24 protein-coding genes and 2 tRNA genes are annotated in these 20,916 nt (G+C 70.1%); 7 read left to right on the plus strand and 19 right to left on the minus strand.

Translation table 11 applies throughout. The features are described 5' to 3' along the window. Window positions 1–5 precede the first annotated feature (5 nt). The 7 genes from ACK4TT_RS13640 to ACK4TT_RS13670 all read right to left on the minus strand — a co-directional run bounded on the left by ACK4TT_RS13640 (window position 6) and on the right by ACK4TT_RS13670 (window position 6,884). Window positions 6–590 carry a cold-shock protein gene (locus tag ACK4TT_RS13640; protein ID WP_409639959.1) on the minus strand — a complete coding sequence of 195 codons (585 nt, stop codon included), beginning with the start codon at window positions 588–590 and terminating at the stop codon, window positions 6–8. 144 nt (window positions 591–734) lie between these two features. Further along, a tRNA-Glu gene (locus ACK4TT_RS13645) sits at window positions 735–809 on the minus strand. A 53-nt stretch (window positions 810–862) separates the two neighbouring features. Then, window positions 863–2,668: a single-stranded-DNA-specific exonuclease RecJ gene (gene recJ / locus ACK4TT_RS13650; protein ID WP_409639962.1), complete on the minus strand. Its 1,806-nt coding sequence runs from the start codon at window positions 2,666–2,668 to the stop codon at window positions 863–865. Between the two features lie 109 nt (window positions 2,669–2,777). Beyond that, window positions 2,778–3,731 (minus strand): class II fructose-bisphosphatase, encoded by a 954-nt coding sequence (glpX, locus tag ACK4TT_RS13655; protein ID WP_409639965.1) that lies wholly within the window; start codon window positions 3,729–3,731, stop codon window positions 2,778–2,780. A 63-nt stretch (window positions 3,732–3,794) separates the two neighbouring features. Further along, entirely contained in the window at window positions 3,795–5,084 is a 1,290-nt protein-coding gene (locus tag ACK4TT_RS13660) for a homoserine dehydrogenase (protein WP_409640054.1), read from the minus strand. Window positions 5,085–5,092: 8 nt separating this feature from the next. After that, complete coding sequence (locus ACK4TT_RS13665) at window positions 5,093–6,313, minus strand: LL-diaminopimelate aminotransferase (protein ID WP_409639968.1); 1,221 nt, start codon at window positions 6,311–6,313, stop codon at window positions 5,093–5,095. A gap of 127 nt (window positions 6,314–6,440) precedes the next feature. After that, window positions 6,441–6,884: a hypothetical protein gene (locus ACK4TT_RS13670; RefSeq protein ID WP_409639970.1), complete on the minus strand. Its 444-nt coding sequence runs from the start codon at window positions 6,882–6,884 to the stop codon at window positions 6,441–6,443. A gap of 261 nt (window positions 6,885–7,145) precedes the next feature. Here ACK4TT_RS13670 and phaC point away from each other — a divergent pair, with 261 nt between their 5' ends. Further along, window positions 7,146–8,885, plus strand: coding sequence for a class I poly(R)-hydroxyalkanoic acid synthase (phaC, locus tag ACK4TT_RS13675; RefSeq protein ID WP_410213224.1), 1,740 nt, complete (start codon window positions 7,146–7,148; stop codon window positions 8,883–8,885). Here the strand turns inward: phaC and ACK4TT_RS13680 are convergent. Beyond that, window positions 8,875–10,080, minus strand: coding sequence for a tetratricopeptide repeat protein (locus ACK4TT_RS13680; RefSeq protein WP_410213213.1), 1,206 nt, complete (start codon window positions 10,078–10,080; stop codon window positions 8,875–8,877). The genes phaC and ACK4TT_RS13680 overlap by 11 nt on opposite strands. 161 nt (window positions 10,081–10,241) lie before the next feature. On the opposite strand from ACK4TT_RS13680, the gene ACK4TT_RS13685 reads away from it, so the two are divergent. From ACK4TT_RS13685 to ACK4TT_RS13695, 3 genes are read left to right on the plus strand one after another with little or no spacing between them, the layout of a single operon-like run. Then, window positions 10,242–10,568 carry a PadR family transcriptional regulator gene (locus tag ACK4TT_RS13685; RefSeq protein ID WP_409639973.1) on the plus strand — a complete coding sequence of 109 codons (327 nt, stop codon included), beginning with the start codon at window positions 10,242–10,244 and terminating at the stop codon, window positions 10,566–10,568. Beyond that, window positions 10,565–11,131, plus strand: a complete 567-nt coding sequence (locus ACK4TT_RS13690) for a DUF1700 domain-containing protein (protein ID WP_409639976.1) — start codon at window positions 10,565–10,567, stop codon at window positions 11,129–11,131. The genes ACK4TT_RS13685 and ACK4TT_RS13690 overlap by 4 nt, the downstream gene beginning before the upstream one ends. A gap of 12 nt (window positions 11,132–11,143) precedes the next feature. Next, window positions 11,144–11,962: a GIN domain-containing protein gene (locus ACK4TT_RS13695; RefSeq protein WP_410213214.1), complete on the plus strand. Its 819-nt coding sequence runs from the start codon at window positions 11,144–11,146 to the stop codon at window positions 11,960–11,962. An 87-nt stretch (window positions 11,963–12,049) separates the two neighbouring features. Here the strand turns inward: ACK4TT_RS13695 and msrB are convergent, their stop codons facing one another. The 5 genes from msrB to ACK4TT_RS13720 all read right to left on the minus strand — a co-directional run bounded on the left by msrB (window position 12,050) and on the right by ACK4TT_RS13720 (window position 15,807). Next, on the minus strand, window positions 12,050–12,541 hold the full coding sequence (gene msrB / locus ACK4TT_RS13700) for a peptide-methionine (R)-S-oxide reductase MsrB (protein ID WP_409639982.1): 492 nt from the start codon (window positions 12,539–12,541) through the stop codon (window positions 12,050–12,052). A gap of 42 nt (window positions 12,542–12,583) precedes the next feature. Further along, on the minus strand, window positions 12,584–13,564 hold the full coding sequence (gene argC / locus ACK4TT_RS13705; protein WP_409639985.1) for an N-acetyl-gamma-glutamyl-phosphate reductase: 981 nt from the start codon (window positions 13,562–13,564) through the stop codon (window positions 12,584–12,586). 76 nt (window positions 13,565–13,640) lie between these two features. Further along, window positions 13,641–14,126 carry a 30S ribosomal protein S9 gene (gene rpsI, locus ACK4TT_RS13710; RefSeq protein ID WP_409639988.1) on the minus strand — a complete coding sequence of 162 codons (486 nt, stop codon included), beginning with the start codon at window positions 14,124–14,126 and terminating at the stop codon, window positions 13,641–13,643. After that, window positions 14,126–14,599, minus strand: coding sequence for a 50S ribosomal protein L13 (gene rplM / locus ACK4TT_RS13715; RefSeq protein WP_409640060.1), 474 nt, complete (start codon window positions 14,597–14,599; stop codon window positions 14,126–14,128). The genes rpsI and rplM overlap by 1 nt, the downstream gene beginning before the upstream one ends. Window positions 14,600–14,775: 176 nt before the next feature. Then, window positions 14,776–15,807 carry a COX15/CtaA family protein gene (locus ACK4TT_RS13720; protein WP_410213215.1) on the minus strand — a complete coding sequence of 344 codons (1,032 nt, stop codon included), beginning with the start codon at window positions 15,805–15,807 and terminating at the stop codon, window positions 14,776–14,778. 90 nt (window positions 15,808–15,897) lie between these two features. Here ACK4TT_RS13720 and ACK4TT_RS13725 point away from each other — a divergent pair, with 90 nt between their 5' ends. After that, window positions 15,898–16,095, plus strand: a complete 198-nt coding sequence (locus ACK4TT_RS13725) for a DUF2842 domain-containing protein (RefSeq protein ID WP_409639994.1) — start codon at window positions 15,898–15,900, stop codon at window positions 16,093–16,095. Between the two features lie 61 nt (window positions 16,096–16,156). Further along, a tRNA-Pro gene (locus ACK4TT_RS13730) sits at window positions 16,157–16,233 on the plus strand. 24 nt (window positions 16,234–16,257) lie between these two features. On the opposite strand, the gene ACK4TT_RS13735 is transcribed toward ACK4TT_RS13730, so the two are convergent. The 6 genes from ACK4TT_RS13735 to ACK4TT_RS13760 all read right to left on the minus strand — a co-directional run bounded on the left by ACK4TT_RS13735 (window position 16,258) and on the right by ACK4TT_RS13760 (window position 20,245). Then, window positions 16,258–16,659, minus strand: coding sequence for a MerR family transcriptional regulator (locus ACK4TT_RS13735; protein ID WP_409639997.1), 402 nt, complete (start codon window positions 16,657–16,659; stop codon window positions 16,258–16,260). Between the two features lie 14 nt (window positions 16,660–16,673). Continuing rightward, the gene (locus tag ACK4TT_RS13740; protein WP_409640000.1) at window positions 16,674–16,976 is read right to left on the minus strand and encodes an integration host factor subunit alpha; all 303 of its coding nucleotides are present in this window, start codon (window positions 16,974–16,976) and stop codon (window positions 16,674–16,676) included. A gap of 96 nt (window positions 16,977–17,072) precedes the next feature. After that, on the minus strand, window positions 17,073–18,053 hold the full coding sequence (locus tag ACK4TT_RS13745; protein WP_409640003.1) for a beta-ketoacyl-ACP synthase III: 981 nt from the start codon (window positions 18,051–18,053) through the stop codon (window positions 17,073–17,075). Window position 18,054: 1 nt separating this feature from the next. Further along, complete coding sequence (gene plsX, locus ACK4TT_RS13750) at window positions 18,055–19,110, minus strand: phosphate acyltransferase PlsX (RefSeq protein ID WP_409640006.1); 1,056 nt, start codon at window positions 19,108–19,110, stop codon at window positions 18,055–18,057. A gap of 89 nt (window positions 19,111–19,199) precedes the next feature. Continuing rightward, window positions 19,200–19,724 carry a YceD family protein gene (locus ACK4TT_RS13755; protein WP_410213216.1) on the minus strand — a complete coding sequence of 175 codons (525 nt, stop codon included), beginning with the start codon at window positions 19,722–19,724 and terminating at the stop codon, window positions 19,200–19,202. Then, a complete protein-coding gene (locus tag ACK4TT_RS13760) occupies window positions 19,721–20,245 on the minus strand; it encodes a ubiquinol-cytochrome C chaperone family protein (protein ID WP_409640012.1) in 525 nt (174 codons plus the stop codon). Before ACK4TT_RS13760 ends, ACK4TT_RS13755 begins: the two co-directional genes overlap by 4 nt. Window positions 20,246–20,356: 111 nt before the next feature. Between ACK4TT_RS13760 and ACK4TT_RS13765 the strand changes: the two genes are divergently transcribed. Then, complete coding sequence (locus tag ACK4TT_RS13765; protein WP_409640015.1) at window positions 20,357–20,851, plus strand: outer membrane protein assembly factor BamE; 495 nt, start codon at window positions 20,357–20,359, stop codon at window positions 20,849–20,851. The last annotated feature ends 65 nt before the right edge of the window (window positions 20,852–20,916 follow it).

The following is a 20,916-nucleotide window of genomic DNA, read 5'->3' on the forward strand; positions in this document are numbered from 1 at the left end:
AATCGTCAGACGAGGCCAGACGCTTCGATCTCGGCGACGACGAGCCCCTTCGGCCCCTCGGCGAACCGCACCATGACATTCTCACCCGGCTGGAGGTCCTCCATGCCGGAACGGCGCAGGGTCTCGATGTGGACAAAGATGTCGCCCGGCTCGCTGTCGCGGATCACGAAGCCGTAGCCCTTGGCGCGGTTGAACCACTTCACCTTGGCCTGCTCCAGGGGACCCGTGGCTTCCAGGGCGCGGCGCGGCGGGCGCGAGGCGGCGACCCCGCTCTCCCGTCGGGCGTGGCCGTCGACGCGCGGCCGCTCGGCGGGCGTGGCCGTGCTCTCATCCAGCTCCACCACCTCGGCTACCTGCCAGCCCTTGGGCCGGCGGACGACGTCGCAGGTGATGACGGAGCCTTCCAGGCAGTGCTCGCGGCCGGAATTGCGCAGGCTGGTGACGTGCAGAAGCACGTCCTTCAGGTCGGTCTGGGACGGGTCGTCGGGAACGATGAAACCGTAGCCCTTGCCCGCGTCGAACCACTTGACCCGGCCGCTGATGCGCACGGGCGGCGGCGCCTCAACCTGCTCGAATTCGAAACCAGCCATTCGCCCCTCGGCCCACTACCCCCCGAAACATTCGGCTCAGGCCAACTATAACACTGTTCTTGTAACTTGAGCGGCGTCAATGGGGAATCGCGCGCGCAACCTGGGCGGGCGTCGAGCGTGCGAACTGTCGGGGGGGGGATCGCGTGGCAGTCCCTAGGGGAGTCGAACCCCTCTCTCCAGGTTGAAAACCTGGCGTCCTAACCGATAGACGAAGGGACCGCGTGCGCGAGAGGCGGCTCTATATCCGCCCTCCCCCACCCACGCAAGAGGCCCTATTCCGAAATTCTGCGCGGATCGGCGACGTCCTCGATTTCGAGCTCGACGCCCTCCCGGCCCTGCCAGTCGTCGGGCTTCAGGCGGCCTGCCACATGCACCGCGCCGCCCTCCTGCAGGAGCCTGCGGCCGGCGTCCGTCTCGGCCATCCGCCACGCCACGGCCTTGAGCTTCCCGCCGGACGAATCGGCCAATGTGCAGCGCACGTGGCCCCCCTTCAGCGCCACCGGCCGCTCGATGCGGACGTCGGCCGCGGCGAAGGTCGGCTCGGGGTTGCCGGGACCGAACGGCGCGAGTCGCTGGAACTCGGCCCAGAGGGTGCGATCGCAGCCGCGCGCGGTGACCAGGGCGTCGATCTCCAGGGCGTCCTCGGCGGCGGCCTGGGCTTGCTCTCCGGCCAGCCGCTCGCACAGGAAGGCGCGCAGCTCGGGAATGGCGTCCGGCCGCACCGACAGGCCCGCCGCCATGGCGTGCCCGCCCCCGGCCAGCAGCAGCCCTTCCTCGAAAGCCGCCTGGACGGCCGCGCCCAGGTTCACGCCCGGCTGGGACCGGCCCGAGCCCTTGCCGACATTGGCGGCGCGGTCCACGCCGATGACGATGCAGGGCTTGCGGTAGCGTTCGCGCAGGCGGCCGGCGACGATGCCGATGACCCCAGGATGCCAGTCGTCCTCGGCGACGATCAGGCAGGGCGCGTCGGCGGCGTTGCTCCGCTCGATGCTGGCCACGGCGGCCTCCAGCACCTCGCGCTCCACCTCCTTGCGCGACGCGTTCAGCCCGTCGAGCTCGGCGGCCAGCGCGGCGGCTTCCTCGGGATCGTCCGTGGAAAGGAGCCTGGCCCCCAGGTCCGAGCGCCCGATCCGCCCGCCGGCGTTGATCCGGGGGCCCAGCAGGAAGCCCACGTGGAAGGTCGAGGCGGCCCCTTGCGCCTTGGCCACCTGCATAAGGGCGGCGAGGCCGGGGTTCTTCCAGCCGGACATCACCTTCAGCCCTTGGGCCGTCAGCGCGCGGTTGAAGCCCGTGAGCCGCGTCACGTCGCAGATGGCGCCCATGGCCGCCAGATCGAGCCAGGCGCGAAGGTCGGGTTCGCTCGCGCCCATGGATTTCAGGCCCCGTCTCCGGGCCTCGCGGTTCAGGGCGGCCAGCAGGACGAAGGTGACCCCCGCCGCCGCCAGGTGGCCCTGGCCCGAGACGCAGTCGGGGCGGTTCGGATTCACCAGGGCTGCGACCTCCGGGATCTCGCCCGGCCGCATCAGGTGATGGTCGATGACCACCACGGGAAGGTCGATTTCCGCCGCGCAGGCGAGCGCGTCGTGCGCCGCGGCCCCGCAGTCCACCGTGACCACCAGCTCGGCCCCCTCGTCCTTCAGGCGGCGGAAAGCCGCCGGCGACGGGCCATAGCCCTCGGTGATCCGGTCGGGGACGTAGATGGCGATCTCCAGGCCCATGGCCCGGAACCAGCGCACCAGCAGGGCCGCCGATGACGCGCCATCCACGTCGTAGTCGGCGAACACGACCACGCGCCGGCGCCGCTCCAGCGCGTCCACGAGGATCTCGGCGGCCCGATCCATGTCCGAGAAGCACGATGGATCAGGGAACAGCGCCTTGAGGGTTGGATTGAGGTAGGTTTCCCCCTCCCCCTCGCCCACGCCGCGCGAGGCCAGAGCCCGGGCCAGGGGCTCGGAGAGGCCGAGGGAGAGCTGGTGGCGGCGCACGATGTCGGCGTCGGCGGGCCGGGCGCGCCATTGGCGGCCGCTCAGCGAGCGGCTGACCCCGAGATAGGCCGAGTAACCGCTGCCTTCCGCCATGCTGCGCTTCGCCCCTCCGCTTCCGGGCAGAGTATCGGGCGGCGCTTCCTGAGTCGCCACCCGTCCGAGGCCGCAGCTACCTCCCGGCTACGTCAGGAGCGGACGCCGGTCAGGCGGGACGCTTCATCCGCAGTTCGCGCACCGTCTGGGAGGCGCTGTCCATGACGATGGTGTGGGTGTGGACGAAGCCGCCCTGGAACCGCACGCCATCCAGCAGCGCGCCCTTGGTCACGCCCGTGGCCGCGAAGATCGCGTCGGCGCGGACCATCTCGTGCAGGTCGTACTTCTTGTCGAGGTCGGTGATCCCCACCCGCGCGGCGCGGGCCCGCTCGTCGGCGTTGCGGAACACCAGCCGGCCCTGGAACTGGCCGCCCACGCACTTCAGCGCCGCGCAGGCCAGCACGCCTTCAGGCGCGCCGCCCTGGCCCAGGTAGAGGTCGATGCCGGTGTCGGGATCGGCGGTGTTCATCACGCCGGCCACGTCGCCGTCGGTGATCAGGTGGATGCGCGCGCCCACCTCGCGGCACGAGGCGATGATCTCGGCGTGGCGGGGTCGGTCCAGCACGCAGACGGTGATCTCCTCCGCGCTCACCCCCTTGGCCTTCGCCAGCGCCTTGACGTTGTCGGCGGGCGAGGCGTCCAGGTCGATGACGCCCGCCGGGTAGCCCGGACCGCAGGCGATCTTGTCCATGTAGGTGTCGGGGGCATTCAGCAGCGTCCCCTTCGGCGCCCAGGCCATCACGGCGAGCGCGTTGGCCATGGCCTTGGCGGTGAGCGTGGTGCCTTCCAGAGGATCGAGGGCGATGTCGATCTTCGCCTTGCCGCCCCGGCCAACCTTCTCGCCGATGTAGAGCATCGGCGCCTCGTCGCGCTCGCCCTCGCCGATGACGATCTCGCCCTCGATCTCAAGGTCGTTCAGCGCCGTGCGCATGGCGTCCACGGCCGCCTGGTCGGCGGCCTTCTCGTCGCCGCGGCCGGCGAGCTTCCAGGCGGCGATCGCGGCGATCTCGGTCACCCGCGCCGCATCCAGCACCAGACCGCGATCCAGACCTTGCGAACTCATCTCTTCAGCGTCTCCCGCCCATTTTGGCGGCGCCTCCAGCCAGAGGCGCGGCCATCGTCAATGTCAGATGCGCGCGATACGCAACATCCTGGGTTTGTCCAGCACGGCCGAAAGCCCGGCGATGCGCTCGATGGCGGCGTTCAGCACCGATTCCGCCACGGCGTGGGTTGTCAGAACGATCGGAACGCCGCTCGCGTTCTCGACCGGCTTCTGCAGGAAGCTCTCGATCGACACGCCCGCCTCGGCCAGGGTCTCCGACACCGCCGCGATGACGCCCGGCTCGTCCTTCACCAGGAAGCGCAGGTAGGCGCGGCTCAGGCTGCGCGACGGTTCCACCGGCTCGAAGGGCGCCAGCGTCTGGGCCGGCGCCTGGAACACGGGCCGCACCGCCCCCGTCATCACGTCGGCGATGTCGGCGGCGACGGCCGCCGCGGTCGGACCGGCGCCCGCGCCTGGGCCCTGCACGAAGATTCGCCCAACGCGGGTCCCCTCGATGAAGAGCGCGTTCAGCGCCCCGCCGGCCTGGGCCAGCGGATGGTTCAGCGGGGCCAGCGACGGGTGCACGCGGACCAGGACGCCGTCCTCGGAGCGGTCGGCCGAGGCCACCAGCTTGATCCGGTAGCCCAGGTCCTTGGCGAGCTGGATGTCCAGGAGCTCGATCTGATCGATGCCCTCGACCTCGGCGGCCGCGTAGTTCGGCGCGCAGCCGAAGGCGAGCGCGGCCAGGATGGTGATCTTGTGGGCGGCGTCGAAGCCGCCGACGTCCATGGTGGGATCGGCCTCGGCGTAGCCCAGGCGCTGGGCCTCGGCCAACACCTCCTCGAACGAGCGGCCCGTGGCCTCCATCTCGGTCAGGATGTAGTTGCAGGTGCCGTTGAGGATGCCGGCCACCGACTTGATGTCGTCGCCGACCAGGGCCTCGCGGACCATCTTCACCGCCGGCGTGCCGCCCATGACGGCGGCCTCGAACAGCAGCGGCGCGCCCTTGGACTCGGCCAGGGCCGCGAGTTCCGCGCCGTGCTCGGCGATCAGCGCCTTGTTGGCGGTGACGACCGGCTTGCCGGCGGCCAGCGCCGCCTCGACCGCCGCTTTGGCGGGGCCGTCCGAGCCGCCGATCAGCTCGACGAAAAGGTCCGTCTCGGGACTCTGGGCCAGCGCCACCGGATCGTCGAACCAGGGCAGGTTCGAGATGTCGAACGGCCGGGGCCGGGAGCGCGAGCGCGCCGAGACGCCGCTCACCACGGCCCGCCCGCCGGCCGGCGCGAAGCCCGGGCGCTCCGAAAGGAAGTTCAGCAGGCCCGCGCCGACGGTGCCGAGGCCCGCGACGCCGATCTTCCAGGTCTTGCCCGTCACCTGGCCGGTCATTGGGCGGCCATCGTGTTGTGGTGCCGGGCCAGGATCTCGTCGGCGTTGGTCAGGAACTTCTTCACGTTGCGGGCCGCCTGGCGGATGCGCTGTTCGTTCTCGACCAGGCCGATGCGCACGTAGCCCTCGCCGTACTCGCCGAAGGCCATGCCCGGCGCGACCGCGACGCCCGCTTCCTCGACCAGGAGCTTGGAGAACAGCATGGAGCCGGCTTCCTTATATTGCTCCGGCAGCGGCGCCCAGGCGAACATCGAGGCCGGCGGCGCGGGGATGTCCCAGCCGGCCCGGCGCATGGAGTCGATCAGCGTGTCCCGGCGGCTTTTGTAGATCGCCCGGATCTCGTCGACGCAGTCCTGCGGCCCGTTCAGCGCGGCGGCGGCCGCCACCTGGATCGGCATGTAGGCGCCGTAGTCGAGGTAGGACTTCACCCGCGCGAGCGCCGCGCACATGCGCTCGTTGCCGACCACCATGCCGACCCGCCAGCCGGCCATGGCGTAGGTCTTGGACAGCGAATTGACCTCGACGGCGATGTCCTTGGCCCCGTCCACCTGCAGGATCGACGGCGGCGGGTTGTCGTCGAAGTAGATCTCGGAATAGGCGATGTCCGAAAGCACGAGCATGTCGTGCTTCTTCGCCAGCGCCACGACCTCCTTGTAGAAGTCGAGGTCGACCCACTGGGCTGTCGGGTTCGACGGATAGCTGACGATCAGCACGCTGGGTGGCGGCGCCGAGTGCTTCACCGCCCGGCTGATGCCCGACAGGTATTCCTCGGGGGACGGCGCCGGCACATGGCGGATGACGCCGCCGGCCATGATGAAGCCGTAGGCGTGGATCGGATAGGCCGGGTTCGGGCAGACGATAACGTCGCCCGGGGCGGTCAGCGCCTGGGCGAGGTTGGCGAAGCCTTCCTTAGACCCCAGCGTGGCGATCACCTCGGTGTCGGGGTTCAGCTTCACGCCGAAGCGGCGGCCGTAGTAGTTGGCCATGGCCTTGCGCAGGCCGGGGATGCCCTTGGAGGCGGAGTAACGGCCCGCCTTCGGGTCGCGGGCCGTCTCGATCAGCTTGTCGACGATGTGCTTGGGAGTCGGCATGTCGGGGTTGCCCATGCCGAAGTCGATGATGTCGACGCCCTGCCCGCGCAGGCGGGCCTTGATGCGGTTCACTTCCTCGAAGACGTAGGGAGGAAGGCGTCGGATGCGATGGAACTCGGGAGTCATCTGGAAGCTCTTGCGCCGCGAACTGCCCGGTGCGGCCGGATGGTGAGCTGAGGAACGGGCATCGATAGACTCCGGGCCGGAGTCCGCCAAGCCGGGTTGCGGGAATTTTGCGCCTCCGCGCACGCGTTCAGCGCGGCGGAGGCGGGGTAGCTCGTTCCCGGAGTTCGCGCGCGAAGGCTTCCGCCTCGCCCGGCTGTGGCGGCTGGATGTCGGGGCCCGAATCCCGCCGCGCCTTGGCGGCGAAGGCCTCGGTGTTCTCAAGGGTCCATGTCTCGGGGCCGGTCTCGCGCACCAGCTTGTCCCCGGCCAGCTTGATGGCGTCGGCCTCGCGGCCATAGGCCGCAACCGGGCGCAGATCCTGCGGCGACTTCGGGATGTCGCGGAAGCTGGGGTAGTCGCGGTTGGCGCGGGTCAGGCGGGCGACGTCCGCGGCCACCGGCGAGGCCGGGTCCACCTTGGCGTCGACCAGTGGATTGCCGATGCAGCCGGACAGCAGAGCGCCCGCGCCGCAGGCCGCGATGAGCCGGACGGCGCTGCGGACGTTCGGAAAAAGCGGACGCGGCGCATTCATATTGTCCACGCTCTTATGCGATGATCGCCAAAGGCGGAAGAGCGTGAGAAGTCTTTCGTCCACGGGAGGACCGCTTCGATGAGCGAGACGACGGCCAAGCCAGGCAAGGCGAAGGCGAGGAAGCCCGCCCCGAAGCCGCCGCTGCCCGAGGAGCCGCTGGCTCCGCCCGAGGCGCCGCAAGCCCCCGAGGCCGGAACGACGGCTGCCCTCGATCCGGCCCAGCTCACCGCCGAACAGCGCGAGCAGCTCGAGAAGCTGTCCATGAACCTCGCCCGCGCCGCGCTCGCGGCCCAGGGCGCCATCGCCGAGATGGCCCTGCGCAGCGCCGATCGGCCCGCCGCGCTCTCGCCCGACCCCTTCCACGTGGCCCCCGCGCTCACCGAGGTGATCGGCCGCCTCGCCGCCCAGCCCGACCGGATGATGCGGGCCCAGGCCGACCTCTTCTCCCGCTACCTGGACCTCTGGCAGTCGGCGGCCCGGCGCATGGTGGGCGAGCCCACGGCCCCGGTCGTCGAGCCCGCCAAGGGCGACAAGCGCTTCGCCGATCCGGACTGGAGCGAGAACCCGGTCTTCGACGTGATCAAGCAGTCCTACCTGCTCACGTCCAACTGGCTGAACGGCCTGGTGGCCGAGGTGGACGGCGTCGACCCCATGGAGAAGCGCCGGGTCGAGTTCTTCATGAAGATGCTGACCGACGCCTTCTCGCCGTCGAACTTCCTGGCCTCCAATCCGGCGGCGCTGAAGGAGGTCATGGCCACCCACGGCGAGAGCCTGGTGCGCGGGATGGAGAACTTCGCCGCCGACCTCCAGCGCGGCGGCGGCCAGCTCTCGATCGCCCAGACCGACTACGACCGGTTCAAGATCGGCGAGAACGTCGCCACGGCGCCCGGAAAGGTCATCTTCCGGAACGATATCATCGAGCTGATCCAGTATGCTCCCACGACGGAGGAGGTCTTCGAGATCCCGCTGGTGATCTTCCCGCCCTGGATCAACAAGTTCTACATCCTCGACCTTCGGCCCGAGAACTCCATGATCCGCTGGCTTACGGACCAGGGGATCACCGTCTTCGTCGCCTCGTGGGTGAACCCCACGCCCGAACTCGCGACCAAGACGTTCGAGGACTACATGCGCGAGGGCATCTACGCCGGGGCCGCGGCGGCCATCGAGCAATGCGGCACGCCCCACGTGAACGCCGTCGGCTACTGCATCGGCGGCACCCTGCTCTCGGCGACCCTCGCCCACATGGCCGCCCGGAAAGTCCAGCCGATCGCCTCGGCCACCTTCTTCGCCGCCCAGCAGGACTTCTCGGAAGCCGGCGACCTCCTGCTCTTCACCAACGAGGAATGGCTCCAGGAGCTGGAGCGGCGGATGGACGAGGGCGGCGGCGTGCTGTCGGGCCAGGCCATGGCCGACACCTTCAACGCCCTGCGCGCCAACGACCTGATCTGGTCGTTCTTCGTGAACAACTACCTGCTGGGCAAGGAGCCCAAGCCCTTCGACCTCCTGTTCTGGAACTCGGACCAGACACGGATGCCGAAGACGCTGCATCTCTTCTACCTGCGCAAGTTCTACGGCGAGAACGCCCTGGCCAAGGGCGAGCTGGTGCTGGACGGGGTGAAGCTGAACCTGGGCGACGTGAAGATCCCGGTCTACGTCCAGTCGTCGCGCGAGGACCACATCGCCCCGGCTCGCTCGGTCTACAAGGGCGCGAGGCTGTTCGGCGGGCCGGTGACCTTCACCATGGCGGGCTCCGGCCACATCGCCGGCGTCATCAACGCCCCGGCGGCGAACAAGTACCAGCACTGGACCTGCGACCAGCTCCCGCCGACGCTCGAAGAATGGCAGGCCGCCGCCAAGGAGACGCCGGGCTCCTGGTGGCCCCGCTGGGCCGAATGGCTCAAGGCCAGGTCGGGCAAGATGGTCCCCGCCCGCGATCCGGCCAAGGGGCCGCTGAAGCCCGTCTGCGACGCGCCCGGGGAATACGTGAAGGTCAGGAGCTAGGACGCGCGCGCCATGCGGCGACGAGTTCGGCCACGACGCTGTCCCAGTCGCCGTGCGCCGGCTGCCGGAACAGTCGGGCCGACGGATACCACGGCGAATCCGCCCTGCCCTGCATCCAGCGCCAGTCGGCGTTGAACCACGGCAGCAGGATCCAGCAGGGCTTGCCGAGCGCGCCGGCCAAGTGCGCCGCGGCGGTGTCGATGCTGACGATGAGGTCGAGGCGCTCCATCTGCGCCGCCACGTCGGCGAAGTCGCCATCCGGCGGCGGCGAAAGCTCGATCAGCTCGGCGCCGGCCTCGGCCAGCGGCCGCAGGATCCCGAACGCCGGTAGCGAGCGGTGCGGGTTGGGCGTCGCCCGCCCCTGCCACATGACGCCCACCCCGCCCTTCGGCGCGAAGTCCCGCCAGCGGTCCCGCCGATCGGCGGGCGCCGAAAGATACGCCGACGCCGGCAAGGCGCCGGGCGCGGTCCCCAGGAATCCCGGAATCGACTGGAGCCACGTCCAGTAGTCGGGTTCGGGAAGCGCCATCTGGGCCGAGCGCTCGACCACCCGCACGCCCAGGTCGGCGAACAGGGCCGAGAGCTCGGGAGGGGCGACCAGGGTCACGTCGGCGCCTTGCGCCGCGAGCCCGGGGACGAACCTGGCGAACTGGATCTGGTCCCCGAACCCCTGCTCGGGCCAGACGAGGATCGAGCGGCCCGCCAGCGGCTCGCCCTGCCAGGGGCGCGGGAACGGCGGGGCGTCGATGTGGGCGTCGCCCAGGCTTCGTCGGGCTTCGAACAGGGGCCAGCCCTGCCGATAGTCGCCGCGGCCCAGGTGGATGTGGGCGAGGTCCAGCCGGGCCCTCCAGAGCTGCGGCTCGAGCCGGAGCGCCTGGACGTACAGCGGTTCGGCCTCGTCCCAGCGGCCGGTGGCCTGCAGGAGGTTGCCGAGCCGGTGGAGCGCCGCCGCCATGTCCGGCTTGCGGGCCAGGGCGTCCCGGAACGCCTGCTCGGCGGCCTCGAAGCGCTCCAGGCCCAGCAACACGGCCCCGAGATTGAATCGGACCTCGGCGCTGCCGGGCGCCGCGGCGGCGATCCGCGCCCAAAGGTCCGCCGCCTCGGCCAGGCGCCCGGCGGTCTGCAAGGCGGCGGCGTGCTGGACGGCCGCCATGACATTGGCCTGGGTCAGCGTCGCGAAGGGATCGATGCTCAAGACCGGACCGTGCCGCCCCCCATCCGGCGACGGGTCTCCCCGCCGGCCGGGCGCCTGTCAAGGCGTTACACGGAGCAGCACACGTTACTAACGTTTAATGCACGCTACCTTGCGACGCCCGCTAGCTGGCGGTACATCAGAGCTCGGGAAGGAGCTCCGCCGTGCCGGAAGCCATAGAGATCCAGCTGAAGAAAGGGGCGCTCGAACTCTGCGTTCTGGCCCTGCTTCATCAGCACGACAGCTACGCCTATGAGATCGCCAGCCGCCTGTCCGACGCCATCGGGATGGGCGAAGGCACCATCTATCCTCTGATGCGCCGGTTGCAGTCGGACGGCCTCGTCGAGACCTATCTCGTCGAGAGCCCCGCCGGCCCGCCGCGCAAGTACTACCGGCTCACCGAGGCCGGGAGGCGGAGTTTCGCCTCGCAACAGGCGGCCTGGAAATCGTTCTCCGGCGCCGTCGACGACATCCTTGGAGGGGCGCAATGACACGCCAGGCTTTCATGGCCCGGTTGCGGGAGGGCCTGCGCGGCCTGCCCCCGCAGGCCGTGGCCGACATCATGGCCGACTACGAGGCCCACTTCACCGAGGGCGAGGCCGCCGGCCGCACCGAGGCCGAGGTGGCCGCCGCCCTCGGCGATCCCGACCGGCTGGCCCGCGAACTGCGCGCCGAAGCCACCCTCAACCGCTGGCGCGAGGAACGCAGCCCCTCGTCGGCGGCGGCCGCCGTCTTCGCGGTGCTGGGCCTGGGGGCCATCGACATCCTGATCCTGCTGCCGATCCTGATGGGCGTGGCGACCGCCCTGTTCGGCCTGTTCATCGCCGTCATCGCGGGCTTCCTCGCCGGCGGCGTCGTCTTCGCCGTCTCGCCCTTCGCCGATCCCCCGGGCGGCATCGCGGCGGGCATCCTGGCCGGCATCGGCGTCATGGCCGGCTCGGCCTCGGCCGGCGCCGTGCTCACCCTGATCACCATCGGCCTCGTCAACGCCCTCGTCTGGTACGGCCGGCTCCACTACCGCCTGCTGAAGCCGGCGCTCGAGCCCCAGGCTTAAGGAGGAAGGTCCATGATCCGCGTTCTCACCATGATCGCCGTCACGGGCTTCCTGCTCGCGGTGGCCTGCCTCACCGCCGCCGTCATGATCGGCGGACCCGACGCCATCGCCCGCGGCAGCTGGAACATCGCCTCCAGCCACTGGGACGGTCACGACCACTGGGGCTGGGACCGTGACTTCGACGCCGACTTCGATCTCGAAGACGGCCCGGCCAGCGGCCCCCAGACGACCCGCACCCTCTCCTGGAACGGCGGACCGACCCTGAAGGTCCGCGTCCCGGCCGAGATCCGCTACGTCCAGGCCGACGGGCCCGGCAGCGTCGTCGTCACCGGCCCGGCGGGCGCCGTGGAGCGCGTCAGCCTGCGGGACGGCGAACTTCGGCTGCGCCGCCACCACTGGATGAACCGCCGCCTCACGGTCGTGGTCACCGCGCCGGGCGTCCATCGCTTCGACCTGGCCGGCGCGACCCGGCTCCGCCTGGAGAACTACCGCCAGGCCGAACTGACGCTCTACCTCGCCGGGGCGGCCGACGTGCGGGCCAGCGGCCAGACCGACAAGCTCGACCTGAAGATCTCTGGCGCGGGCAACGCCGATCTCGGCGAGCTCAAGGTCCGCGACGCCAACGTCGACATCTCGGGCGCCGGCCACGCCAGGATCGCGCCCACCGGCCGGGCCGACCTGGAGATTTCGGGCATGGGCAACATCACCCTGCTGACCAAGCCCGCCGAGCTGGAGACCGACATCTCCGGCGCGGGCGCCATCCTCAGGGAGGATTCCAAGGCCGAACCGGCGAAACCCGCCGAGGCGCCCGAGGCCAAGACCAGGACCTGACACGGACTCCCCGCGGACAGACCCCCAAGCCTGCCTGCCGGATCAACTGGGCGCGCGCTCCCCCGCGCGCCCTCTTCTTTTGTCCGTTCAGGCGGGGACGAACTTCAGCGCCACGCCGTTGTTGCAGTAGCGCAGGCCCGTGGGCCTTGGCCCGTCGTCGAAGACGTGCCCCTGGTGGCCGAGGCAGCGGGCGCAATGGTACTCGGTGCGCGGGATGCCGATCTTGAAGTCGGTCTTCTGGCCGACAGCGCCGGGGATCACCCGGAAGAAGCTGGGCCAGCCCGTACCGCTCTCGTACTTCCATTCCGAACGGAACAGCGGCAGGTCGCAGCCGGCGCAGACGAAGGTCCCCTTGCGGTGCTCCTCCAGGAGCGCGCTCGTCCCGGGACGTTCGGTATCCTCGTGGCGCAGGACGCGATAGGCGGGACCGGGCAGCCGCGTCTTCCACTCCGCGTCCGGGATTTTGCGGAACGGGGAGTTCGCGTAGGGGTCCGCCGCGGCGGCAGCGGGGCTCGCGCCCAGCGCAAGGAGGGATGCGCCCAGCAGGAACGCGCGGCGATCGAGGTCATGGCGGCTCATGACGCCATTACGCGCCCGACCATTCCAAGGATGCAAGCGGTCCTAGAGTCCGACGCCTTCGTCGAGGCCCAGCATCAGGTTGAGGTTCTGCACCGCCGCGCCCGAGGCGCCCTTGCCCAGGTTGTCGAGCTGGGCCACCAGCCGGGCCTGGCCGCGCATGGCCTCGCCGAACACGAACAGGCGCATGCGGTTCGTGCCGTTCAGGGCCTCGGGGTCCAGCGCCTGGACGTAGTTCGCCGCGCCGGCCCGGGTCTTCTGCAGGCCCTCGCACTCTTCCCAGCTCGCCACGTCCACGAACCGTTCGCCGGCGTAGGCGGCGGTGAGGACGTCGTGCAGGTCGCGCGGCGTGGGCTTGCCGGCCACGGCCCAGAGCTGCAGCGGGACCTCCACCAGCATGCCCTGGGCGTAGCGGCCCACGGCCGGGGCGAACAGCGGGGGATGCACGAGACCGCCGTAGGCCTGCATCTCGGGCACGTGCTTGTGGGCCAGGTTCAGGCCATAGGTGCGGAAGGCGTCGTTCGTGCCCTCGGGCGCCGCCCGGCGCTCGAACTCCTCGATCAGCCCCTTGCCGCCGCCCGAGTAGCCCGAGACGGCGTTCACGGTCACCGGGAAGTCAGCCGGCAGCAGACCCGCGGCGACCAGCGGCCGGACCAACGCGATGAAGCCCGTGGGATAGCAGCCGGGATTGGCGACCCGCTTCGAGGCCCGGATCGCCTCGCGCTGCCCCTGCCCCATCTCGGCGAAGCCGTAGGTCCAGCCGGGCGCGACCCGGTGGGCGGTGGAGGCGTCGACCACCCGCACCTCGGGCGCGGCGATCATGGCCACCGCTTCCCTGGCCGCGTCGTCGGGCAGGCACAGGATCACGGCGTCCACGCCGTTCAGCAATTCGGCGCGGGCGTTCGGGTCCTTGCGCAGCTCGGGATCGATCGAGACGATCTCCAGGTCCGCGCGGCCTTCCAGGCGCTGGCGGATCTGAAGCCCCGTGGTGCCGGCTTCGCCGTCGATGAAGACTGAGTGGGCCATGACGTGATCCAGATAAGAGAAAGGGCGCTCCGGTTTCCCGAAGCGCCCTGTCCGTAACGCGAGTGCTCGCGCGCGGTTAGCGCTTCGAGAACTGGAAGCTGCGGCGGGCCTTGGCCTTGCCGTACTTCTTCCGCTCGACGACGCGCGGGTCGCGGGTCAGGAAGCCGTGCGGCTTCAGGACCGAGCGCAGGCCCGGCTCGTAGTAGGTCAGCGCCTTGGCGAGGCCGTGACGCACGGCGCCGGCCTGGCCCGACAGGCCCGAGCCCTGCACCGTCACCTCGACGTCGAACTGACCCAGGCGATCGGCCACCTGCAGCGGCTGGGCGATCATCATGCGCAGCACGGGGCGGGCGAAATAGACTTCCTGGTCGCGGCCGTTGATGGTGACCTTGCCCTTGCCGGGCTTGATCCACACGCGGGCGACCGCGTTCTTGCGCTTGCCGGTGGCGTAGGCGCGGCCCTGGGCGTCGATCTTCGGCTCGCGGACGACGGCTTCTTCCTGGGTTCCGAGGCCCTTGAGGGCGTCGAAGCCCGTGGCTTCGGTCGTGGTGGCTTCGCTCATTACGCGCTCCGCACGTTCTTGGCGTTCAGTTCGGCGAACGCGATGGTCTCGGGATTCTGCGCCGCGTGCGGGTGCTCGTCGCCGGCATAGATGCGCAGGTGCGTCATCTGCTTGCGGGCGAGCGGGCTTTCCTTGGGCAGCATGCGCTCGACAGCCTTCTCCAGCACCCGCTCGGGGTACTTGCCGCCGAGGATCTGGCCGGCCGTGCGCTGCTTGACGCCGCCCGGATGGCCGGTGTGCCAGTAGAAGATCTTGTCCGAGAGCTTCTTGCCGGTGAACTTCACCTTGTCGGCGTTCACCACGACAACGAAGTCGCCGCAGTCGACGTGGGGGGTGTAGTCGGGCCGATGCTTGCCGCGAAGACGCATGGCGATGAACGACGCGAGACGACCGACGACGGCGTCCTTGGCGTCGACCACGATCCACTTCTTCTCGACCTCGGCGGGCTTCAGCGAAGCCGTCGTAGCCTTCAACATGGGTGCGATCCGTAAAAACTGGGGTGCGCGCGGACGCGCTCCCGACGTGAGGCGGGGCATATGCCGACCAAAGCGGCGGCTGTCAACCGCGCTTTCGGCGCCTCGAATTCGTAAAACCGCGTAAAATCAATTATTTGATGTATACGGTATCATAATACCGTGCATTTCTGCAGCTAGATGCGCCGGGTCCGCCACGCAAACGCCGTCGCCAGGCCGAGAACCAGGGCCGCGGCGAGCTGGTGGACGATGGACAGAGCCAGCGGCGCGCGCATCATCAGGGTGGCGATCCCCAGCATAGCCTGGAGCACGACCGCGCCGGCCACGGCCACGCCCAGCAGCTTCGTCTCGCGCGCCAGGTAGTTGGATCGCCAGGCCGCCCAGCCGATCGCCAGCGCCACCCCGGTCAGAACATAGGCCCCCAGGCGGTGATGGAGCTGAACGGCTCCCTGGCTGTGGGCCAGTGTCGCCCAGAGCCCTGCCCCGGCGTAGTCGTCGGGGACGAGCCGCCCGTTCATCAGCGGGAAGTCGTTGTAGACGAGGCCGGCGTCGTTGCCGGCCACCAGGGCGCCCAGCAGGATCTGGAGGTAGATCAGCCCCATCAGGCCCACGGCCCGGCGTCCCCAGGGACTGGGGAGCGTCTGGCGGGCCGCGCCCGACCAGGCGTCGAAGGCGGTCCACAAAAGCGCCACCAGCAGGGCGAAGGCCACGCCCAGGTGGACCATCAGCCGCTCGGGGGCGACCGAGACGCGCTCGGAAAGCCCGCTCGCCACCATCCACCAGCCGACCGCGCCCTGGAGCCCGCCCAGCACGAAGATGCCGGCCAGCCGCCAGAACAGGCGGCGCGGGATCTCCCGGCGGACGGCGAACCAGACGAAGGGGACGAAGAAGACGAGGCCGGTCAGGCGGCCGAGGAACCGGTGCCCCCATTCCCACCAGTAGATCGACTTGAAGGCCGAAAGGCTCATGCCCCGGTTGATCTGAGCGTACTGAGGGATCTGCTTGTAGCGCTCGAACTCGGCCTGCCAGGCCTGATCGCTCATCGGCGGAACGGCGCCGGTGACCGGCTTCCACTCGGTGATCGAGAGGCCGGAGTCCGTCAGGCGGGTGGCGCCGCCGACGATCACCATCGCCAGAACGAGGGCGGCCACGACGAACAGCCAGACGGCGACGGGCTTGGAACGGTCGGAACGCAGGAACGAGGTCATGAGATACGCGGGCGCAACCTGAAGACCGAAAGCTGGCCGCATCCTTTATCGGTCTTACGCCGCAAGCGCGACCCCGCTATCACGCGGGCCATGTCCGCACGCGTCCGCAAGCTCATCGGCCTCTTCGCGATTCTCGCCTTCCTTGCCTTCTATGTCTGGGCCGCGACGGCGATCGGCGAGTTCATCCCCGAACACTGGGCCGCCCAGCTCGCCTTCTACGCGGTCGCCGGCTTCGCCTGGTTCGTGCCGATCATGCCGCTCATCGCCTGGATGAACCGGGGACGGTGATTTCGGGATTGCCGCGAAAGCGCGAGCCCGCCTATAAGGCGCGCCTCGCCGCCTGGGCCGACGGAGCGTAGCGCAGCCTGGTAGCGCACTTGACTGGGGGTCAAGGGGTCGTGGGTTCGAATCCCGCCGCTCCGACCAGTCGCCCGGCGGCGAGATATTCCCCTATTTGCGAAGCAGATCGTCCAGGCGGCTCTTGGCCGCCTGCAGGTCTCGCAGCGCCGTGAGCAGTCCGTCCCGGCCGCCGGGCCGGTGAACGGCCCCCGGATCGGCCGGCGTCGGCGCGGCCGGGCTCACGCCCTCCCCGGCCGCGACCAGACGCTTCAGCCCCTGCTCGCGCTGGAGCTTCTGGACGCCCTTGATGGTGTAGCCCTCGTCATGCAGCAGCCGGCGAACACCGCGCAGCACCGCGATGTCGGCGGGCCGATAGAATCGGCGGCCGCCCGCCCGTTTCATGGGCCGGATGAAGGCGAACTTCGTTTCCCAGAACCGCAGCACGTGCTGGGGCACGTCGAGCTCTTCCGCCGCTTCGGAGATCGTGCGGAAGGCGTCGGGCCCCTTGGCCACGGCCTAAGGCGTCCTCACCGCGACAGCGCCCGGTCGACCCGCGCCTTCATCACCTGGGAAGCGCGGAAGCCGATCACGCGGCGGGGGTCGATGGCGGCGGGTTCGCCGGTCTTGGGGTTGCGGCCCATACGGGCGCGTTTGGCGCGGACCTGGAACACGCCGAAGCCCGAGAGCTTCACCTGTTCGCCCCGCTCCAGGGCCTGGCACATCAGCTCAAGGACGCGCTCGACCAGCTCGGCGCAGTCCTGGCGCGTGAGGCCCACCTGCTCGTGGACAGCCTCACAGAGGTCGGCCCGGGTGACGGTGGCGCCTTTCATCCTTGCCTTTGCCCCTGACGAGACGTCGTTCATGGACCTTGATTGTCCTATCGGCTCAAAGACTTCAAGTCGCCCGTTGCGGTTGATGCTTAACCGCTAGAGGCGGACGACGCAGGCGCCCCATGTCAGACCTCCGCCCATGGCCTCCATGAGCAGGAGCTGACCGGGCTTGATTCGTCCGTCGCGGATGCCCTGGTCCAGGGCCAGCGGGATCGAGGCGGCCGAGGTGTTGGCGTGCTCGGCCACGGTCGAGATGACCTTGTGCTCGTCGATCCCCAGCCGCTTGGCGACGCCTTCCAGGATGCGCTGGTTGGCCTGGTGCGGGATGAACCAGTCGACGGACGAAACCTCGATTCCGGCGTCGGCCGCGGCGGCGGTGACCGCCTCGGAGATGTTCACCACGGCATGGCGGAACACCTGGTTGCCCTGCATCCGAAGGTAGCCCGTCTGGCGGTTGGTGGAGACGCCGCCGTCCACATACAGGAGGTCCTGCTTGGTCCCGTCGGCGCGCAGCGCGAAGCCCAGCAGGCCGCGGTCGGACGTGATCCCCTGCCCGGCCCGGGGCTCCACCACCACGGCGCCGGCGCCGTCGCCGAACAGCACGCAGGTGCCCCGGTCGTTCCAGTCCATGAGGCGGGTCATGACCTCGGCGCCGATCACCAAGGCGCACTTGGCGCGCCCGCGGGCCACGAAGCCGTCGGCCACCGACAGGGCGTAGACGAAGCCCGAGCAGACGGCCTGCACGTCGAAGGCCACGCCCACGGGCGCGCCCAGCTTGCGCTGCACGATGGCGGCGGTGGCGGGGAAGGTCAGGTCCGGCGTGGTGGTGGCCACCACGATAAGGTCCACGTCCTCGGGCGAGCGCCCGGCGGCGTCGAGCGCGCGCCGGGCGGCCTCCACGGCCAGGTCCGAAACCGGTGTGCCGTCCGGGGCCTGGCGGCGCTGGCGGATGCCGGTGCGCTCTCGGATCCATTCATCGGAGGTGTCGACGATCTTGGCGAGGTCGTCGTTCGTGACGATGCGGTCGGGCAGGAACCCGCCGACGCCGGTCACCACGCTACGCAGCACGTTGGACAATTCAGGCGGCTCCATCCGCGGGGGCTGGCGCCGCGGGAGCGAGCGCGGCGGGAAGCCGCCTCATATTCCGTTCGATCTCAGACGCAAAGCCGCTTTGCGCAACGTCAGCCGCCGCGCGCACCGCCTTGGCGAACTCGCGGTCGCCGGCCCCGCCGTGACATTTGAGGACCAGACCGTTCAGGCCCAGCAGCGGGGCGGCGGGCGGCGGGTTGATCCGGTCGCGGAACCGCAGCAGCGAGGGTCGCGCCAGGAGGGCGCCGAGCGACGAGAACGGCCCCGCGGTCAGGGCGGCGCGCAGTTCGCCGTACATGAAGCGGGCGGCCCCCTCCATGGACTTCAGCGCCACGTTCCCGGTGAAGCCGTCGGTGACGATGACGTCGACCGTGCCCTGGGTGATGTCGTCGCCCTCGACGAAGCCGCGGTACTCGAGATCGATGTGGCCCTCGCGCAGGATGCGGTTGGCCTCGCGGACCTCCTCGTGGCCCTTCATCTCCTCGGAGCCGACGTTCAGCAGGCCCACAGTGGGCCGCGCCACGCCGTGGGCGGCGCGATGGTAGGCCTCGCCCATGATGGCGAACTCGACCAGCCGCTCGGCGTCGCAGTCCACGTTGGCGCCGACGTCCAGGAACGTCGTCAGCCCCTTGGCATGCGGGATGCTGGCCACCAGGGCCGGCCGGTCCAGGTCGGCGCTCATCCGCAGGATCAACTTGGAGATCGCCATCAGCGCGCCGGTGTTGCCGGCAGAGACGGCGACACCCGCCTCGCCCTCGCGGATCGCCTCGATGGCGTTCCACATTGAGGTGTCCTTGCCCCGGCGGAGCGCCTGGGCCGGCTTCTCGTCCATGCCGATCACGCGCTCGGCGTGGCGGATCTCGGCGCGGACGGCCAGGCCCGCGCACTTGCCCACCTCGGCCGCCACCTGCGCTTCGTCGCCATGGAGGAGGACGCGGACGTCGGCCGGCAGGTCCTTGAGCGCGCGCCAGACGGCCGGAACCGTCACGGACGGCCCGTGGTCTCCGCCCATGGCGTCGATGGAAATCACCAGTGGTTGGGTCAAGTCGGCGCTTTCGTCCCTCGGCCGCCTGCAGCCGGAATCATGGCGACCATACGCGGCGGTCCTGCATCTGAAAACCTCGGCGGCGGCGCCTAAGGCTTCGGGTCCTTGAGCTTCTTCAGGACGGCGAAGGGCGATTCCTCCTCCGCGTCCGAAGCGTAGTCGAAGGTGGCGCCGGGCTTGCGCGGGAACGGGTCGATCTCCAGCGACAGGTGCTCCACGACGTACTCCGCCAGGTCGAGCGCGTCGCCGGGCAGGACGTCCGGCGGGTCGTCGGCCTCGAGGTCCAGTTCCATCTCGCCGCCGCCGGTCTCCGCGGGCGCGTTCGGGCTGCCCGCCGGCACGGCGCGGGCGTGGATCTCCCCCGAGACCGCCTGTTCGAAGGGCTCCAGGGTCACGCCGCAGACATACCCCACGATGGCGTCGAAGCGGCCGGCGATCTCGGCCCCGTCCAGCCAGGGCTTCACCGTCAGTTGGGCCTTCAGCGCCGGCAGGCTGCTCAGCCCCAGGCGCTTGGCCACGGCCGCACGTTCGCCGTCGTCCGGCGCGAGGGCGAGGCTCACCGGCCCGCGGGCGAGCTCGTGAAGGCGAAGCGGCCTGTGCCACCCGTCGCTCACGCCGGCCTCCAAGTCACCTCGCCGGCGTTCAGCCGCTCGGTCGGGATGGCCGCCAGCGCGTCGCGCTGGGCCAGCAGGTAGTCGGCCAGGGCGGCGGACCGATCCTCGGCGTCCGCATAGACCGTCCGGCCCAGCAGGGCTTCCAGGGGCGTGCGGTCCGGCAGGGCCTCCAGCGCGGCCAGATATGACCTGGCCCGCCCGTAGAAGGCCTCGCCCAGCTTGCGCATCTTCTTGCCGACGGCGAGGTCGCCGACCCCCATCTCGCGCAGGGCGTCGTCCAGCGCCCGCACATAGGTGTCGAACAGCGCCTGGGACGTCTCGGCGGCCTGGTCGCCCTGGAGGCGCAGGCGCTCCAGCAGCAGGACCACGTGCAGGCTGTAAAGCTCGAAACGGCCCTCGACCGTGTCGGGCGCCCCGAGGTCGCGGTAGAGCGCCGGCGAGCGGGCCTGCTCGACCACGCGCCCATAGAGGGCGCGGCCAGCGACCTGGGCCGGGCGGGGCTTGAACAGGCTCTTCAGCATCGGACGGCCTCGATTTCGCCAGAAGGCGCGGTTAAAGGCGGCATTGAACTAAGGGGCGGCCGGCTATAGGTCAAAGGCTCTTGCCCGTCAGGGGATTGGAAAACCGACCGAATGTTCCGCAGCGCCGCCACCGCCGCCCTCGCCGCCGGCCTCATCGCCGCAGCCGGGCTCACCGCCTGTGCGCCGATCACCACCTACTCGGGTTTCCAGGCGATCGACGCCAATCCCAAGGACGTGGCCGTCGGGACCGACACCAAGTCGACCGTGCGGGCCAAGCTGGGCTCGCCCTCGGCCACCTCGACCTTCGACCCGAACACCTGGTTCTACGTGAACCAGGTCAAGCAGCGGGTCGCCTTCCGCAAGCCGCAGGTGACCGCCCGTAACGTCACCGCCATCACCTTCAACAAGGAGACGGAGGCCGTCGAGGCGGTGAACAACTACACGCTCAAGGACGGCAAGGTGATCGCCTACAACGGGCGCGAAACACCCACCCGCGGCCGCGAGATGACCGTCATCGAACAGCTCCTGGGTAGCGTCGGCCGCGGCGGCATGCTGCCGCGCGAGGACGAAGGGGTTCCTGGCAGCCGCCCCGGCGACCGCCGGTAGGGCCCTCCCCTCCATCCCGAAAAGAGAACGCCCCGGAGATCGCTCTCCGGGGCGTCTTTGTTTCG

The sequence above is a fragment of the Phenylobacterium sp. genome, assembly GCF_046463815.1.
Lineage (GTDB): Bacteria > Pseudomonadota > Alphaproteobacteria > Caulobacterales > Caulobacteraceae > Phenylobacterium.